Annotated in this window: 13 protein-coding genes; 8 read left to right on the top strand and 5 right to left on the bottom strand. The window is 43.6% G+C overall.

All coding sequences use genetic code 11. From position 1 onward, the window contains the following. Window positions 1–40 precede the first annotated feature (40 nt). From MHI53_RS05640 to MHI53_RS05650, 3 genes are all read right to left on the bottom strand, one after another. Window positions 41–1,372 (bottom strand): hemolysin family protein, encoded by a 1,332-nt coding sequence (locus tag MHI53_RS05640; protein ID WP_100533717.1) that lies wholly within the window; start codon window positions 1,370–1,372, stop codon window positions 41–43. Between the two features lie 266 nt (window positions 1,373–1,638). After that, entirely contained in the window at window positions 1,639–2,748 is a 1,110-nt protein-coding gene (locus tag MHI53_RS05645; RefSeq protein ID WP_340372973.1) for a HAMP domain-containing sensor histidine kinase, read from the bottom strand. 237 nt (window positions 2,749–2,985) lie between these two features. Continuing rightward, window positions 2,986–3,873, bottom strand: coding sequence for a cation diffusion facilitator family transporter (locus MHI53_RS05650; RefSeq protein ID WP_340372974.1), 888 nt, complete (start codon window positions 3,871–3,873; stop codon window positions 2,986–2,988). 628 nt (window positions 3,874–4,501) lie between these two features. On the opposite strand from MHI53_RS05650, the gene MHI53_RS05655 reads away from it, so the two are divergent. Continuing rightward, window positions 4,502–5,860, top strand: a complete 1,359-nt coding sequence (locus MHI53_RS05655) for an IS1182 family transposase (RefSeq protein ID WP_340372975.1) — start codon at window positions 4,502–4,504, stop codon at window positions 5,858–5,860. A gap of 180 nt (window positions 5,861–6,040) precedes the next feature. On the opposite strand, the gene MHI53_RS05660 is transcribed toward MHI53_RS05655, so the two are convergent. Beyond that, complete coding sequence (locus tag MHI53_RS05660) at window positions 6,041–6,565, bottom strand: universal stress protein (protein WP_061143162.1); 525 nt, start codon at window positions 6,563–6,565, stop codon at window positions 6,041–6,043. 266 nt (window positions 6,566–6,831) lie between these two features. Between MHI53_RS05660 and MHI53_RS05665 the strand changes: the two genes are divergently transcribed. Beyond that, on the top strand, window positions 6,832–8,838 hold the full coding sequence (locus MHI53_RS05665) for a PBP1A family penicillin-binding protein (protein ID WP_340372976.1): 2,007 nt from the start codon (window positions 6,832–6,834) through the stop codon (window positions 8,836–8,838). A gap of 226 nt (window positions 8,839–9,064) precedes the next feature. Here MHI53_RS05665 and MHI53_RS05670 read toward each other — a convergent pair whose 3' ends face one another. Next, window positions 9,065–9,373, bottom strand: a complete 309-nt coding sequence (locus tag MHI53_RS05670; protein ID WP_100533722.1) for a hypothetical protein — start codon at window positions 9,371–9,373, stop codon at window positions 9,065–9,067. A gap of 199 nt (window positions 9,374–9,572) precedes the next feature. On the opposite strand from MHI53_RS05670, the gene iadA reads away from it, so the two are divergent. From iadA to MHI53_RS05700, 6 genes are all read left to right on the top strand, one after another. Continuing rightward, window positions 9,573–10,748 carry a beta-aspartyl-peptidase gene (gene iadA, locus MHI53_RS05675; protein ID WP_340372977.1) on the top strand — a complete coding sequence of 392 codons (1,176 nt, stop codon included), beginning with the start codon at window positions 9,573–9,575 and terminating at the stop codon, window positions 10,746–10,748. A gap of 543 nt (window positions 10,749–11,291) precedes the next feature. After that, window positions 11,292–12,404 (top strand): pyruvate dehydrogenase (acetyl-transferring) E1 component subunit alpha, encoded by a 1,113-nt coding sequence (gene pdhA / locus MHI53_RS05680; protein WP_340372978.1) that lies wholly within the window; start codon window positions 11,292–11,294, stop codon window positions 12,402–12,404. After that, window positions 12,404–13,387 carry an alpha-ketoacid dehydrogenase subunit beta gene (locus MHI53_RS05685; protein WP_061143170.1) on the top strand — a complete coding sequence of 328 codons (984 nt, stop codon included), beginning with the start codon at window positions 12,404–12,406 and terminating at the stop codon, window positions 13,385–13,387. The genes pdhA and MHI53_RS05685 overlap by 1 nt, the downstream gene beginning before the upstream one ends. Window positions 13,388–13,414: 27 nt before the next feature. Further along, the gene (locus tag MHI53_RS05690) at window positions 13,415–14,689 is read left to right on the top strand and encodes a dihydrolipoamide acetyltransferase family protein (RefSeq protein ID WP_340372979.1); all 1,275 of its coding nucleotides are present in this window, start codon (window positions 13,415–13,417) and stop codon (window positions 14,687–14,689) included. Beyond that, window positions 14,689–16,113, top strand: coding sequence for a dihydrolipoyl dehydrogenase (gene lpdA, locus MHI53_RS05695; RefSeq protein ID WP_340372980.1), 1,425 nt, complete (start codon window positions 14,689–14,691; stop codon window positions 16,111–16,113). Before MHI53_RS05690 ends, lpdA begins: the two co-directional genes overlap by 1 nt. Window positions 16,114–16,459: 346 nt before the next feature. After that, on the top strand, window positions 16,460–17,839 hold the full coding sequence (locus MHI53_RS05700) for an amino acid permease (RefSeq protein WP_061143155.1): 1,380 nt from the start codon (window positions 16,460–16,462) through the stop codon (window positions 17,837–17,839). The last annotated feature ends 10 nt before the right edge of the window (window positions 17,840–17,849 follow it).

The following is a 17,849-nucleotide window of genomic DNA, read 5'->3' on the forward strand; positions in this document are numbered from 1 at the left end:
CAAAAAAACAGCCTCGTTGTTTACGGGGCTGTTTTTTCATCTATCTTTGGGGAAGGTCTTCCTCGAGAGGAAGCTTAACGACCTTTTTTGTCACTTCTATGGAACGAATGGCGTGATCTTCCATTTCAATCACCTTGAAGCAAAATCCGTCCTTTTCCATGATGTCCCCTACATTCACATCATAATTTTCCGTAAGCACCCATCCGCCGATGGTATCGACATCGTCTTCTTCCAAGTGAATGCCAAGTAGATCATTCACTTCCTTAACAAGAAGCTTCGAGTCTAAAATATAGTGCCCATCCTTAATTTTCCGGATGGATGCGACTTCATCGATATCGAATTCATCCCTGATTTCCCCAACGATTTCCTCGAGGATATCCTCGACTGTGACAAGGCCGGAGGTACCGCCGTATTCATCCATCAAAATAGCCATATGGATGCGTTCTTTTTGCATTTTCAACAGCAGATCATGTATAGGTATATTTTCCATGACACGAATGATCGGACGTGAGTAATTTTCAATCGCCTTGACTTGGATTTCCGGATTACGAATAAGGTCCGAGAACACCTCTTTCAAATTCACCAAGCCGATGACATGGTCTTTATCACCTTCGACAACAGGATATCGTGTGTACTTCTCCAACTTTGCCACATCGACGAATTCCTGTACCGTTTCATCTTTCGAAATGGTCATGATTTCTGTCCTTGGGACCATGATTTCTTTGGCAACACGGTCATCGAATTCAAAGATATTGCTTACATATTTGAATTCCGATTGGTTAATCTCTCCGCTTTTATAACTATCGGAAAGGATGAAGCGCAATTCTTCTTCGGTGTGGGCTATTTCACTTTCGGACGCAGGCTTGAAGCCAAATAATCCTACAACGAAGCGAGAAGAGTGATTCAATACCCAAATGAAGGGGAAGGCAATCTTATGGAAAAAAATCAGCGGGCCGGCAATAGCCAGGGCCACTTGTTCCGCCTTTTGAATGGCGACTGTCTTCGGTGCCAATTCACCAACAACGACATTCAGGAATGTTATCAGGGAAAATGAAATGACAAATGTCAGAATGCTTGTGACTTCCTGTGGGAAATGTAAGGCATTGAATAAAGGTCCTACCAATGTGAGGACAGTCGGTTGTCCCAGCCACCCCAATCCAAGGGCAGTCACTGTAATGCCGAGCTGTGTCGCGGAAAGGTATTCATCAAGATCGGATGTAACTTTCTTGGCCGCCATGGCTTTTTTGTTTCCCTCTTCAATCAATTGGTCGAGCCTTGAGCTGCGAACCCTGATGATCGAAAATTCGGAAGCTACAAAAAAGGCAGTTAAAGCGATTAAAATAATGACTAATAACAAACTTAATATGTCCAAATAGTGAGGGATTCCATTGAATCGCCGTTGATGCCGGACGACCTAATTATCCCAGTCACCTCCCAAAACCAATAATAAATGAAATGATTACCTTTTATAAATGGCAGATGAAAAATAAATATCGGTTTATTCCATATGAGAATTTTCGATCTATAGCGTCATTCACCTCGATCAGTAGCGGAACCTTCCTAATAGTATAAGTAAACGGAGGCCATTCAGTCAAAAATTTCACACTGAAAATCCAAGGAAATCAGGATATTTATTCATTATTTAGTTTGCAGCTGTATGGAAAAGGTCGTCAGGAAATCGGTTGAATGACATGATAAGGTTCCTTTATGTTTCAAAACGATTTCTTTACAGACGAATAGCCCCAGCCCCGTCCCCCTTTTTTTTGTGGTGATAAAAGGTTCAAAAATATTCGGCAGGACTTCTTCCGGTATCTTCGGACCATTGTTGGAAATATTCAAGGTAAGGATGCCAGGGGGTGATTCAGAGCCGGAAATATAAATGGATGGGGAAGGCATCCCAGTCACTACATCTAAGGCATTTAAAATGATATTCAATAACACTTGGCGAAATTCCTCTTCAGAACCTGAAATGACGGCATCATCGGCAACGTTACATGTAATCGAAGCGTTGACTTCCAAAATGCTGGGATATAAAAATTCAATTACCTCGTTAACCAGTCGGGAGATCGAAAATAGTTCTGTCGGCGATCCCGATGTTTCCTTTTTGGACATATTGAGGAATTGGGTAATCCGGTAATTGAGCTGATCCAACTCCTTGGAAATGATATCAAGATATTTGATTTCAGGTTGTTCTGCTTGTAGCAATTGTATGAATCCCATGATGGAAGTCAGAGGATTGCGGAATTCATGGACAAAACTTGAGGTCATTTGGCCTAAAAGTGTCAAACGGTCTTTATGGTTAGGGCTTATGAATTGATAGCGTTCGTCCAGTTCCTTCGTTTTCAAATCGGTATAATGGGATGATGCAAACTGAATGAGTTGATCGAAGTAAACGTTGATTTGCTTAATGAGAGCGGATCCTTCTTCCATAGGCATCCTGGAAATTAAAACGTGTTCAATGAAGATAGACCTTCCGATGGTTACAGAGGAAAAGAAAACTTCCATATTCAACTGCTTATTGACTCGGTCAGTTGCAATTTTTTCACCGATTACCCTCAGTATATCTCCCATGTCCGTATTCGATTTTTCAAGTTGATCCATCATTAAACTGAAAACGTTTTCCACTTCCCGCTTGAAGTAACCTACATATCCATCCGGTAAATGCAGCAGTTCATCTTTCCATTTAGAAAGGATAGTGCTCTTTTGAGAAGATAAAAAGTGAATGGTCATTTCTCGATTAGATACCATTTTGCCCTCCATACTGTAGGAAAATGAATTTACTTTTGACCCAGAAATTTATTTTCTTCAATAAAAATTACAAAATATCAAAATAATTACATGATGTGTTTATGATAACAGATTAATGGTGTTTAGACATGTGTCAATGGGTTAGTAATTCGTCAATCAATAAAAGAATACCTCTTTTTGTGCTGGTTTTATTACAGTTATTACAAGGATGAAAATAAAAAAAGGGAGTCCGTAAAGTTACTGACGGTCTCCTTTCCTGTTAATGGCAAATGGTTCGATGTGAACGATTGCATGCTGGATATTAAATTCTTTAAAAAGGTTTTCTTCGATATTAACAGTAATATCGTGACCTTGGATGACGGTCAAAAGAGGATCAACGAGCACGGTGGTTTCGAGCAGGATTTCACTTCCATGCATGCGTGCCTTAATTTCACTCATGCCTTTAACGCCTTCTGTCAATATAATGGTGTGACCAATCTTTTGCAGCAGCTGTTCGTCGAATCCATCGGTTAAAGAAATGGAGGCATCCCGGAAAATGCCCCATGCCGTTTTGCAGATGATGATACCCACGACTGCAGCGGCTATGGCATCCAACCAAGGAATTCCAAGCTTGGAACCGAGTATTCCTATAAACGCACCGACACTGACAAGGGCATCGGAACGGTTATCCTGTGCAACGGCATAAATGGAGGAGCTTTTGATTTTCTTACTTAAAACCAAATTGTAACGATAAATTCCGTACATGAAGAGAGCAGAGAAAAGTGCGACATAAGCGGTCAGCATATTCGGGACGGTCGTCGAATCTGGCTGGAAGAAGGATTCCACAGCACTGTATACAACCTGCAGGCCCACGGTTATCATGATGAAGGCAGCGACTAACGATGCTATGGTTTCCGCCCTTAAATGGCCGTATGAATGATTATCATCTGGCGGTCTCTTTGAAATTTTCAAACCAATCAATACGGCAATCGAGGCGATAATGTCGGTCGTATTATTTAAACCATCTGCCCAGAGTCCTTTGGATTCACCGAAATGGCCAAACGACAATTTAAGAGCGGACAAGAATATGTAAGCGGCAATGCTTATGTAGGCGCCTTTTTCAGCCGAAACCGAATGTTTATCCATGTCTATCCCCCTTTCCGATGATAATTAGGTTTATTCATGAAACAAACCATATTGAGCTGTACAATAATGGACAAAAGAAGTTGGTTGAAAGGGTGTATGCATTCTAATGCAATCATGAGTCGGTTAATTTTTTTGGAAACCAATAGTATATTCTAACCGTCGAACGATAAATAAATACTTCCGCAAGAGGAGCCAAAAAGACTGAAAGGGAAAATGCGATCATAACCTAAGCCACGATGGTCAACGGGGAGCATGAGGCTGCTTTTTTGTTTGCCTAGAAGCCATTTATTCATTCTTGAATGAAGATAATTTTGTTCGGTATGCCAAAAAAAGCAGGATTCTCTATGGAATCCTGCTCAGACTGTAGACAAACTCGATGAAAATCGAGTTTGTCTATTTTTATGGCTTGTACAATTTAGACGTTGATTTCCACTCCAGGCACTCGCTTTCCGCGGGCGGTCGGGGAGCCTCCTCGGCTTTGCCTGCGGGGTCTCCCCTAGACGCGCTTTTCCCGCAGGAGTCTCGAACACCCGCTCCAATCAACTTTGTCTTACCTTTTAGATAGAACACTTTTGACTGGAGTCATTTTTGTTTTAAAATTGAAGGATTAAAACTTGAGGTGATGAGGATGCTTTCTAAACATGATTCTATTCAGCGAGATCAACTTGAAATGATTACTTTAGATCAACTGGTGCCACCGAACCATTTGGTTCGTAAAATGGAGGCTGCCATTGACTTCACTTTCATTTATGACTTGGTGAAAGATATGTACTCAGAGGTAGGACGCCCAAGTATTGATCCAGTTATTTTAGTTAAACTGACTTTCATTCAATATACCTTCGGTATTCGTTCCATGCGTAAAACGATTGAAGAAGTTGAAACCAATATGGCTTATCGTTGGTTCTTAGGCTATGGTTTCCATGATAAAGTGCCTCATTTCTCTACGTTCGGAAAAAATTATGAGCGACGCTTTAAAGATACAGACCTGTTTGAACAGATTTTCTGTCGCATTTTAATGACAGCTGCTAATAAAAAGGTAATAAGTGTAGAACACGTTTTCGTGGATTCCACACATGTGAAAGCCAGTGCGAATAAACGGAAATTTGAAAAGAAAATCGTTCGTAAAGAAACACGAGCGTATCAAGGACGTCTTCAAGAAGAAATCAATCAAGATCGTGAAAACCACGGAAAGAAGCCTTTTCCACCAGATAAATTTGATAAGGAAGAAACCAAAGCAATTAAAGAAAGTACTACGGATCCTGAGAGTGGCTACTATGTGAAAGATGAACGAACAAAACAGTTTGCCTATTCATTCCATGCGGCCGCAGACGGCAACGGTTTTGTATTGGGAACGATTGTAACACCTGGTAATACACATGACAGTCATATTTTGGAGCCACTTGTTGAGCAAGTGATTGAGAAAGTTGGAAAACCAGAAGCAGTTGCCGCAGATGCAGCTTATAAAACACCAGCGATTACAAGCTACCTATTTAACAAAGAAATCACACCTGCTTTACCCTATACACGTCCTCGTACAAAAGAAGGATTCTTTCGCAAACATGACTATGTTTACGATGAACACTTTGATTGTTACCTTTGCCCTTCGGGAGAAACTTTAAAGTACTCAACAACAAATAAAGAGGGCTATCGCGAATACAAATCGCCCAAACAAATTTGTGCAACATGCTCATTTTTATCACGGTGTACGGAAAGCAAAGACCATCAAAAAGTAGTGACACGGCATATCTGGCAAGCATATGTGGAAGAAGCAGATCATCTGCGTCATCATCAAGAGGTAAAACCTATATATGCGAAACGCAAAGAAACGATTGAGCGTGTATTCGCAGATGCAAAAGAAAAGCATGGTATGCGTTGGACTACTTTAAGGGGACTTAAAAAATTGTCGATGCAGGCGATGCTTACTTTCGCTGCCATGAATATAAAGAAGATGGCCACTTGGACATGGCAAGGTCCTAAAACGGCTTAACAAAGCGGCTCGAAGAGCCCAAATCTCGTAACCTTTGGTCAAAATTTCAAAGGAATTTTAAAAGGGGTTCGGAATTTTTAAATTCCGAACCCCTTTTGTCTACAAACTGAGCAGGATTCTCTATGGAATCCTGCTTTTTTCGAAGATCTTGGCAATTTGAATCTCTTGAAGCCGCCATCTTCATTTGGCTATGAATACCGAACAAGGGGCATTTTTCGCAATGGAACTGCTTGTGCTGCCCAGAAAGAATTTTTCGAGCCCGCTTTTATCGCTATTGCCCACAACGATGAGGTCAGCGCCGGTCCTTTCCGCATATTCACATATGCTATCAGGCGCATGCCCTTCCAATATTTCGAAATTACCTTTCACTTGAAACTCACTGAGCAGTCTCAATGTATTGCTTTCTGCGTTTTGGACACTATTCTCGACGACCGAATGGGAGGTATTTCCTTTCGTTTTTTCATGATGTTCAACTTCCATGACAGGATGATTTTGGACGGGATCCACATAAAAGCCAGCAGCAGGTACGAACCCTGGAGCCGATGCATTTCCCATGATGCGCTGTTCCACCTTATCAATTAAGACATGAACTACGGTGAGTTCCGTTTCCGGAAAGGCCTTTTTCAGAGTTGCCCCATACTCGACGGCACGCTTACTCTCCTCATTTCCATCAAAAGCGACGACAATATGCTTGAAGTCTTTCATGAATATCATCTCTCCCCATTTTAAATGTCTTTAGAGGTTTTATACCCACTTTCACAAGCATTAAGCCTTTTAACCAGTATATTGATTGTCATTTGTGGGTAAAGGATAGATACGAGCATTCGTTATTTTTCATGCCGGATCCCGGCCAGATTGCAACACGAAAGGCGAATGAGCTACTGTTATTTAATTAATCTGCGAGTTTTCTTTCATAAAAAGGGTAAAATATTTTCAATGAATATGACGAAGACGGGAAAATGGGGGTTCAAATGAGAGGGTTAGTGAAATTAGGTCTACTATTAATATTGGCAGCGGTGGTTGTGGGTGCCGGTTTTCTAATTTATTTCAGACAGGGTGCAGACATAAGTCATCTGGAAAATCATCTTCAGCAGCCAACGGGAATTTATGATCTGGATGGGAATCTGGCCAGCACGATCACTGCCAATAAATCTCAAGGCGTTGCGATAGCCGAAATACCGGAACACATGAAACAGGCGGTGGTTTCCATTGAGGATCACCGCTTTTATGAACATCATGGCATAGATTATCAAGGCATTTTGCGGGCCTTGGTCAAAAATGCGAAGGCTGGCAGTATTGTTGAAGGAGGAAGTACGCTTACGCAGCAGCTTGTGAAGATCACGATGCTTGAGTCGGATCGAACCTTGAAGAGGAAGATAGAAGAATTCTTTCTCGCCCAGGAAGTCGAGGATGAATATACAAAAGATGAGATTTTGGAAATGTATTTGAATCAAGTCTATTTTGGCCATGGGGCATGGGGCATCAAAAAGGCCGCCAATGTATATTTTTCCAAAGAGGTTTCCGAATTGAGCGTTTCGGAGAGTGCTTTACTGGCTGGCGTCATTAACCTGCCCTCCAAACTTGATCCATACAAGAATTTGGAAGGGGCAATGAAGCGGCGAGATCTGGTTCTTTCAAGAATGGCGGAGCATGGTTATTTGACGAAGGACGAGGAGTCTGCCGCAAAAAAAGATACCGTGACACTCATTAGGGGGGAGAAGGAAACAGATCCGTTAAAGGGAAAATACCCCTATTTCGTCGATCATGTTTTGTCGGAGGCATCCAGTAAATATGGGATAAAGCTTGAGGATTTACTTACCAAAGGCTATAAAATATATACGACGCTGGACCAATCCATGCAGCAGGCGACAGAATCCGTTTATGGGAATGATGCCAATTTCCCCGTCGGAACGAGTACGGAGGAGCTGGTCCAGAGCGGTTCAGTCCTTTTGGACCCGAAAACAGGAGGAATAAGCGCACTTGTCGGCGGGAGAGGAAAGCATCAATTCATGGGCTATAACCGGGCCACTCAGCTGACGAGGTCCCCCGGTTCTGCCATAAAGCCCCTTGTTGTGTACATGCCCGCGGTGGAAGAGGGATATGAAATCACCTCTCCTTTAAAGGATGAAAAAATGAGCTTCGGTGAATATGAGCCAACTAACTTGAGCGGTGTATATAAAGGGGAAGTACCGATGTATGAAGCCGTGATGAACTCCCTGAATGTACCAACCGTTTGGTTATTGAATGAGATTGGCATCGATAAGGGACTTGATTCGCTTAAGCGGTTTGGAATACCGTATGAAAAGGAGGATCGGAATTTAACGCTCGCATTAGGCGGAATGAGAAAGGGTGTGTCCCCGTTGCAGATGGCTGATGCTTTTTCGGCATTTGCAAACAACGGTGAAAGGATCGAGCCGCATGCCATACTAAAAATAGAAAATTTCGAGGGAAAGGAAGTCGCCTCCTTGACGGAAAAGGGCACAAAAGTAACGAAAGTGACCTCTAAAGATGTCGTCGATAAAATGAATACCATGCTGCTCGGAACTGTGGAATATGGCACAGCGAAAAACGCGGCGGTTTCCGGTTATGAAATTGCAGGTAAAACCGGGTCAACGCAAGTTCCGATAGAGGGAATATCAGGAGTTAAAGATCAGTGGTTCATAGGATATACACCTTCGTTGGTCGGGGCCGTATGGGCTGGATACGATAAGACGGATGAAAAGCATTACTTAACGACACATAGCAGCGAGGGAAGTGCGCTCATTTTTCAAAAGATCATGGCAAAAGCGCTCCAGAACCAAGCGTCCCAATCTTTTAAAACCGAAGACATCGGGCCGTTCATAGCTGAACAACAGGCAATCTTGGCAGAGCAAAAGGAAAAGGAAAAAGAAGAGAAACGTAAGCGATATTGGATTGATAAAGGGAATGAAATAAAGGAGGGCTGGAACAAATGGAGGAACTGGGAATTGCCATGGTAATTTCAGGACATGGAGGCATCGTTCACAGGGATGTTTTTCCTCCATGCCATACAGCTCAAAAAAAGCCTGAAGGCAAGCTCAATCATCATCGAGTTTGCCTTCAGGCTCTTCATCATTAAAATATGAAATTTACTATTATGCCAATCACGACGATCGCGCCAATCACCATTAAGATTGTTCTCATTGTAAAAACACCTTCTTCTTTATATAGCATAGTTGGATTCATTTAAATATTGACGGTTTGGTTCATATGAAAACTTAGTGCGTTTTCATCATTTTCATTACAAATATCCTGTACTTTTTGGAGCATGGCATGTACATTCTCGCCTTCGAGGATGACTTTCATGTTTGCACATTCCTGAAGGATGAGCACAAAAGATACGAAGGTGGAAAGCTTTTTGGCATCCACCAATTTATGGTTGCAGATAAAATATATATTTCCTTTAAATTCTTTTGTAACTTGATATAGGTTCATGATTTGACGCATGGATAATCTTTTATTCGTTTTAATGTCAGAAGAAATTACTTTATTCATTGTCGTTTACTCCTTTGGTTTTTATACTTTTTCAATAAAAAGCATAATCAAGATGTCGATTAAGCTACAATTTTTAAAAAGATGAACAAGCATATTCGGTCTTATTTATGTAATTGTTAGCGAGTTATGTTGTATATTTACCCGTGTAAAAGTATTTGAAACCTTTTTGGCATATACAATTTTGAAGGGAGAAGGAATGATGCTAACACTTATTAAAAATGGGGAGATTTATGGCCCGGAATATATGGGTCAAAAAGATATCCTTCTGGTTGGAAGGCAAATAGGATTCCTTGAGGATACGATTGATGCACCTGCCAATTTCGTTGAAATGGAAGTGATAGATGCGAGCGGTCAAATCGTAGTTCCGGGGTTTATCGATGCTCATGTACATATTATCGGCGGAGGCGGGGAAGGAGGCTTCAAGACGAGGACACCTGAAATCCAATTGACGGATGCGACGCTGGCAGGAATAACGACATTGGTCGGTGTTATCGGAACGGATGGAACGACAAGGACGATGCCGGCACTGATAGCTAAAGCGAAAGCTCTTGAAGAGGAAGGGATAAGCTGCTTCGTCCATACCGGCTCCTATCATGTTCCAGTCAAGACATTGACAGGGAAGGTCGAGGACGATTTGATCCTTATCGATAAAATCATCGGTGTCGGTGAAATTGCCATCGCAGATCACCGATCTTCGCAACCGACTGCGGCAGAACTTGCCAAACTTGCCTCGCAGGCCCGTAATGGAGGCCTGCTGTCCGGGAAAGGCGGAATCGTGAACATGCATGTGGGGGATAGCCTAAATCAATTGAAGGTGATCGAAGAAGTCGTCGAGACAACGGATATTCCAATCACTCAGTTTTACCCGACGCATATTAATCGAAATCCGCATGTTTTCAAAGCGGGGTTGTTATATGCAAAAAAAGGCGGCTATATCGATTTTACGACGAGTACGGTCAAGAAGTTCCTGGAGGAAGGGGAAGTGAAAGCAAGTACAGCAATAAAAATGGCCCTCGAGGGAGGAGTCGATATCAATCAGATCACCTTAACTTCAGATGGGCAAGCAAGTCTTCCTGACTTTGATGATGACGGGAAACTGAGAGGATTGGGCATAGGTACATGCATGTCCCTCTATGACTCCGTGGTCGATGCGATTTTGGTGGATGGAGTAACAACGGCCGATGCCATGCGAGTCGTGACGGAAAATCCGGCGAATATCCTAAAACTCGCAAAAAAGGGCCGGCTTAAAGCAGGGAATGATGCCGATATAATCATAATGGATAAGGAAACGTTCGAAATCGATATCGTCATTGCAATGGGACAAATCATGGTCAAAGATGGAGCGGCGGTGGTGAAAGGAATATTTGAAAGATAGGGTTTCCCCCGCTTATAAAAAACAAGTGATATATAAGCAAGATCACCAATCTATATTCGTGGTGTTGCCTACAGACTGCAGACAAACTCGGTAAAAATCGAGTTTGTCTATTTTTTATGGCTTGTACCATTTTGACGCTGATTATACAGAAGATCTTCCCCCTTTCTCATAAAAAAACGGTTCTTATATCTCAATCGATTTTTGACTGATTCGTTAAACGATTGAACCCAGATAGCATAACTGAAATGATGAACTATCAAGGAAAGTTTACGAAGTTTTTCCATTAATTTAGCATATATTCAAAATGAAGGCGAAGCATCGGAAAACACAAGCTAAAAAAAGGCAAAATACGGAAAATTCATTCTATTTAACATGTTATTAAAATCACCGATGTATTATCCTTTTATATAAGTAAATGAAGTTTATGAAAAAGCAATTATTCACAGCATAAAAGCCCGGAAAAACGTTTTGGGCTATCATTTCATGACCGTTCGAATCCTTGGTAAGTTTGTGAAATAAATCTAACTTAAGGGGAGAAATATAATGGAAAAGACGGGAAACTCAGTTATGAAAGCGCATTCAAATGAAGGTGAACCAGACATGTATCGTGTATTGAGTGCTGATGGAGAAATCATTGAATCCATTGATGGAAAAATCGATAAATCACTGATGCTGAAGATGTATGAAAGCATGCTCTTACTCAGAACTTTTGACCGTAAATCAGTGAATCTCCAACGTCAAGGAAGAATGGGGACGTATGCGCCATTCGAAGGGCAGGAGGCAGCCCAGGTAGGGAGTGCATTAGCGTTGTCGGCAGGGGATTGGATGTTTCCCACATACCGTGATCATGGAGCGGCAATCATCCACGGGCAGGAATTGTACCGCGTTTTCCTGTACTGGATGGCGCATTTGGAGGGCTCGGTCTGCCCGGAAGGAAAGAGGATACTGCCTCCTAGCGTCCCCATTGCCACTCAAATGGTTCATGCGGTAGGAACGGCTTGGGCAAGTAAGCTGAAAGGGGAAGAGAATGTGAGCATTGCTTATTTTGGTGATGGCGCCACTTCTGAAGGAGACTTTCATGAGGCGCTTAATTTTGCGGGTGTCTATAAAACTCCGACAATCTTTTTCTGCCAAAACAATGGCTACGCGATCAGTGTGCCGTTTGAAAAGCAATCCTCCTCTAAAACGATTTCCCAGCGAGCCTCCGCATATGACATTCATGGTGTACGAGTGGATGGAAACGATATTTTTGCAGTTTGGCTGACCGTGAGGGAGGCTGTCGAAAGAGCGCTTAGCGGCCTGGGACCCACTCTGATCGAAGCGATTACTTTCCGCTATGGTGCCCATACTACGGCAGATAACCCGAATATATATCGGAATCAAGACGAAGTTTCAACATTTTGGAGGGAAAATCGCGATCCGATCGACCGTCTTAAAAAGTATCTGCAAAAAGAAGGTCACTGGAATGAGGAACAGGAAGAAAAGATCATCAAGCAGTTCAATGAATTGATAGATTCCCACCTTCAAAAAGCGGAAGCTTACCCGAAATCGTCCCCTCTTGAAATGTTCAATCATGTATATGCAGGGGAGTCATGGCATCTAAAGGAACAGCAGCAAGAATTGAGGCAAATCCTGAAGAAAGGTGTGAAGAAATGATGGGTAAAAGTGTAACGATGCTCCAGGCCATTACGGAGGCGATGGATCAAAAGCTTGATCAAGATGATCGTGTCATGATTTTGGGTGAGGACATTGGGGTGAATGGAGGGGTTTTTAGATCGACGGAAGGGCTTCATGAGAAGTATGGAGGGAATCGCGTTGTCGATACTCCGTTGGCTGAGTCAGGAATCATCGGTTCTGCCATCGGTTTATCCCTTAATGGGATGCTGCCGATAGTGGAGATTCAATTCCTTGCCTTTATTTATCCTGGGTTCGAACAGCTCGTTTCACATGCAGCACGTATGAGATATCGGACCCGCGGGCAATTCGGGGTGCCCCTGGTGATTCGTACACCATATGGAGCTGGAATAAGAGGTCCTGAACTTCATTCCGAGAGTGTCGAAACCTTCTTTGCGCATACCCCTGGATTAAAGGTGGTGGCACCAAGCAATCCATACGACGCGAAAGGGCTGCTCATATCTGCCATTGAAGATCCGGATCCGGTCATCTTCCTGGAACCGACTAAATTGTATCGGGCTTTTAAGGAAGAAGTACCGGAAGAAATGTACCGAGTACCAATCGGTCAGGCAAAAGTGGTCCAGGAGGGAAGTGATCTGACCATTTTTGCCTGGGGGGCCATGTTGAGGGAAGCAGTGAGTGCCGCAAGGAAAATTGAAAAAGAAAAGGGCTGGAAATGTGAAGTGGTCGACCTTCGTACATTGTATCCCTTGGATCGCGATACGATCGTACAATCCATTAAAAAGACGGGGCGCGCACTGATCGTCCATGAAGCCCATAAGACAGCTGGATTAGGTGCGGAAATCATCTCCATCATTAATGATGAAGCGCTTATTTACCTGAAAGCGCCGATTAAACGTGTGACTGGATTTGATGTGCCGGTGCCGCCGTTTTCAATAGAAGATCATTATCTGCCAACTGTCGAACGTGTTAAACAGGGGATAGTCGAAACGATTTCATTCTAATTGTCATTAGGAAGGGGAGGAAGATGCATGATTGAATTCAAACTTCCTGATGTAGGGGAAGGGATGCATGAAGGAGAAATCATCCAATGGCTCATTAAAGAAGGGGATGCGGTGAAGCAGGATCAACCCATCGTTGAAGTGCAGACGGATAAAGTCAATGCCGAATTGACTGCCCCCATAACAGGTGTGGTCAAGAACATACTTTTTTCGGCAGGCGATACTGTGGAAGTGGGGACCACCATATTCACCATTCAAGAAGAGAACGAAGTGTCATTAAAGGACGTAGACCGTAATGAAAGTGGTGGCCGCCAGGAGCAACCTGGTTATGAAGAAACAAATCGAGTGACAAGTCATGGGCAACTTGATGCAGGACGGGTATTGGCAACACCGTTCGTGCGTCAAATGGCGAGGGAAATGAAGATTGATCTCCATCAGGTTAAAGGTACTGGACCAGCTGGACGAATAATCGAGAGTGACCTGCAGCAGTTCGTAGAAATCAGTTCGTTCTTGCAGGAACACCCCGATCACAACAATGACACGATCCTTCCGGAGCGGGAGCCGAAAAAGAAAGCCAAACAGTCAAAGAGTGCGGAAGCTGAGCCGGAGGAGCGCATCCTGCTCAAGGGGATCCGTAAGAAAATCGCTGAACATATGGTTAAGTCGGTTTCCTCCATTCCTCATGTGACCCATGTGGATGAATTGGAAATGAATGCATTGAAGGAATTGAAGGATCAATTAAAGGTATATTCCGAAGACAAAGAAATCAAATTGACTTTTTTACCGTTTTTCGTCAAGGCCATCGTCATTGCTTTAAAGGAGTTCCAAACTTTAAACGCTTCAATAGATGATAAGAGCAATGAAATCATCTTGAAACACTATTATCATATTGGAATTGCAACGAATACGAACGAGGGCCTGATTGTTCCCGTCATTAAACATGCAGATCAAAAAACGATTTTTCAATTGGCTGATGAAATCAGGCAGTTGGCCACCCAAGCAAGAGAGGGGAAGCTGAGCCTGGAGCAAATTACAGGAAGTACATTCACCATCAGCAATGTAGGTCCGATTGGAGGGATGCACGCGACCCCGATCATCAACTATCCGGAAGCGGCGATATTGTCGCTGCATAAAATGGAGCCGCGTATGGTCGTTCGCGATTTGGAGGGTGTTATCCGCTTGATGATGAATATGTCCTTATCCTTCGATCACCGCTTGATTGATGGTGTTACAGCTGTGCAGTTCACCAATCGGATCAAGGAACTGCTGGAGAATCCAATTCGTTTAGTTGTGGAGATGAGATAATGGTAGTAGGGGAAGTTGCTGTAGAAACCGATGTTTTGATCATGGGAGGCGGTCCGGGAGGGTATGCTGCGGCAATCCGTCTCGGACAGCTAGGGAAAACGGTCGTCCTGGTTGAAAAAGATAGGCTTGGCGGAGTTTGTCTCAATAGGGGGTGCATCCCTTCGAAGGCTCTGATACACACGGCTGACCAATTCCGGAAGCTTGGCGATTTGGGGGAAATGGGAATCAAGCTTCCCCAGGAAAGGATCACGATGGATCTTAATGTTTGGCAGGATTGGAAGGGAGGAGTCATTTCCCAGTTGACTCAGGGGATAGCCCATTTATGTAAAGAAAATGGAGTAACGGTTGTTCAAGGTCAAGCGACCTTTTTATCTGATGGCCGGATCGGTGTGGAAACCGCTGGAGACTTTGAAACCTACAAGTTTGAACATGCAATTATTGCGACGGGATCGAGGCCCTTCATTCCTTCATTCATTGAAGTGGATGGAGAGTTTATACTGGATTCGACAGCCTCATTACAGCTGCAGGGAGTTCCAGCCAGCTTGTCGATCATCGGCGGGGGCTATATCGGAATCGAATTGGGCATGGCCTTTGCAAAGCTAGGGACTAAAGTGACCATCATCGAGATGGCCGACCGCATCCTCCCGCAGATTGCCGAAAACCTGGTCAAGGAGGTTATCCATAATGCGAAGAAGCTTGGAATGAATCTAATAACCTCGGCAAGGGTGGAAAAGGCGATGGTGGTGGATGGTCAAGTGCATCTTCATATTCACTCGGAAAAACTGGGTACGGAAGTGATCGTCAGCGAAAAGTCGCTTGTTACAATCGGCAGAATTCCCAATACGGAAGAGATAGGCCTGAATCGGGCTGGGGTCATGATAGGCGAAAAAGGCCATATCACAGTGGATATGGAATGCCGAACGAATGTGCCGCACATCTTTGCCATCGGGGACATTACGCCGGGTCCGGCTCTCGCTCATCGGGCGTCGAAGCAGGGGGTGGTGGCGGCGGAAGTGATCTGTGGGCTGCCAAGTGCCCATGATTCAGCCTATGTGCCATATGTCATCTTCTCCGAGCCGCAAATAGCAGGAGTCGGGATCACTCGTGAAGAAGCGGAGCGACAGGGCTACAGCGTCAAGACGGGCAAATTCCCTTTCAGCGCGAACGGCAGGGCGCTTGCGACGAATGAAATGAGAGGGTTTGCTGAAGTGATCGTGGATGAGAAAAGCCACATATTGCTAGGGATGCATATGGTCGGACCTGATGCCTCCAACCTGATAGGCGAAGGCGTCCTAGCCCTTGAGTTGGCAGCACGGGTCGAAGATATAGCCCTTAGCATCCATCCGCATCCAACTTTATCGGAAGGGTGGATGGAAGCGGCGGAGGCTGCGTTGGGACATGCGATTCACATCGTGAATAATTAAAATATTCTTAATTCATGGGGATTACCAATGTAGTCCCCTAATTATAGTGCAATACTAATGACACCGGGGTTTTGAACCTGTTTTATTGGGGAAATCACCACCAAAAAACGATGCTTGGGCATACAGGAACTGTAAGAGTTTACAATGTTTCCTCTTGTAAAACTACCCGCATATTGATATATTTTTATCTTGGTGAAGAAGTGGTTTTTCAAGCAAGCAAGGCATGCTTCCACGCTTTTTCCATAACGGTTGATGAGAATTTAACCTATCAATTCGCCATTCGCCTGTTGAATGGAGAATTTGACTTTTTATACTGGACATTATGGAATGAAGGAGGCAGATGCAAATGGATTCAAATGGCGGGTCACTTCAAAGAAGATTGCTGCCGCGACATATTAGCATGATGGCAATGGGAGGGGCAATCGGTACCGGGATTTTTCAAGGAAGTGCCGAAACCATATCATTAGCAGGACCAGGCGTTATTTTTACTTATATTTTTGCAGGATTATTACTTCTTGTCGTCATGGGGGCCATAGCAGAAATGGCAATCGCCTACCCAAATACGAATATGAAAGGCTTCATCCAGAAAGCCTTCGGCAAGCGCAGTTCCTTCATTATTGGCTGGATGTATTGTTTCATGTGGCTGTCCGTCTGTGTCATCGAGGTAGTGGTGGCAGGCAGCTTCTTGCAATACTGGCTCCCGGCAATCCCGCTATGGGTATTAAGCTTGGCGTGTACAGCCTTGATCATCGGGGTCAACATGATGAATGTGAAAAATTATGGTGAATTCGAATTTTGGTTTGCCGGCATAAAAATTACCATGATCATCTTATTCATTATCTTGGGGGCCTGTATTTTATTTGGCATCATCCCGAGCGGCGGATCCAATTATCTGCAAAACTTTACAGGACATGGCGGTTTCTTTCCTAATGGCTGGATGTCCATCTTTTCCGCATTATTGATCGTGATGTTCTCATATGGCGGTTCCGAGCTAATCGGATTGACGGTAACGGAGGCAAAGGATGCAGAGCGCATCTTGCCAAAGGTCATCAAAAGCTATATTTGGAGAATCATTTTATTCTTCACTTTGCCGATACTTGTTATCTGCGGCTTGATTCCATGGAACGAGATTACCGACCAATCGAGTCCTTTTGTCCAAGTTCTATCGATGTCCGGCTTTCAAGGGTCTGCCCACATCATGAACTTCATCCTAATAACGGCTGTCTTATCTGCGGCTAATTCCGGAATATATGGGTGTACCCGGATGTTACATTCATTGGCTACAGAAGGGGAAGCGCCAAAAGCGTTTTCATATGTTTCTAAAAATGGCGTTCCGATGTACAGTTTGGTGCTTAGTGCCGTTGTTTTGGTGGCCGGTTCGATGATCACCTACGTTGCACAGGACGAAGCATTTCTTTTGTTAATGGCGATACCGGGCTTTGTCGTTTCACTAGTATGGATCAGCATTTGTTTTGCACAGCTAAAACTTCGCCGTTCATATACTGAGGTTCCGAGCTTTAAAGTGTGGGGTTTCCCATATGTAACGACATTTGCAGCCATCATTTTAAGCATCATTAGCCTCAGCTTCGTGTTCAGTGAACAAAATCGAATCAGTATCATAACCTGTCTTCTCGTGTTGGCTGCTTTAACCGTCATTTCGATCTTCAAATTCAAAAGGGTGGATGGTCAGGAACCAACCATCATAAAAAAGGATATCATTAAATGAATCCACTAAA

The organism is Peribacillus sp. FSL E2-0218, assembly GCF_037992945.1.
GTDB lineage: Bacteria > Bacillota > Bacilli > Bacillales > DSM-1321 > Peribacillus > Peribacillus simplex_B.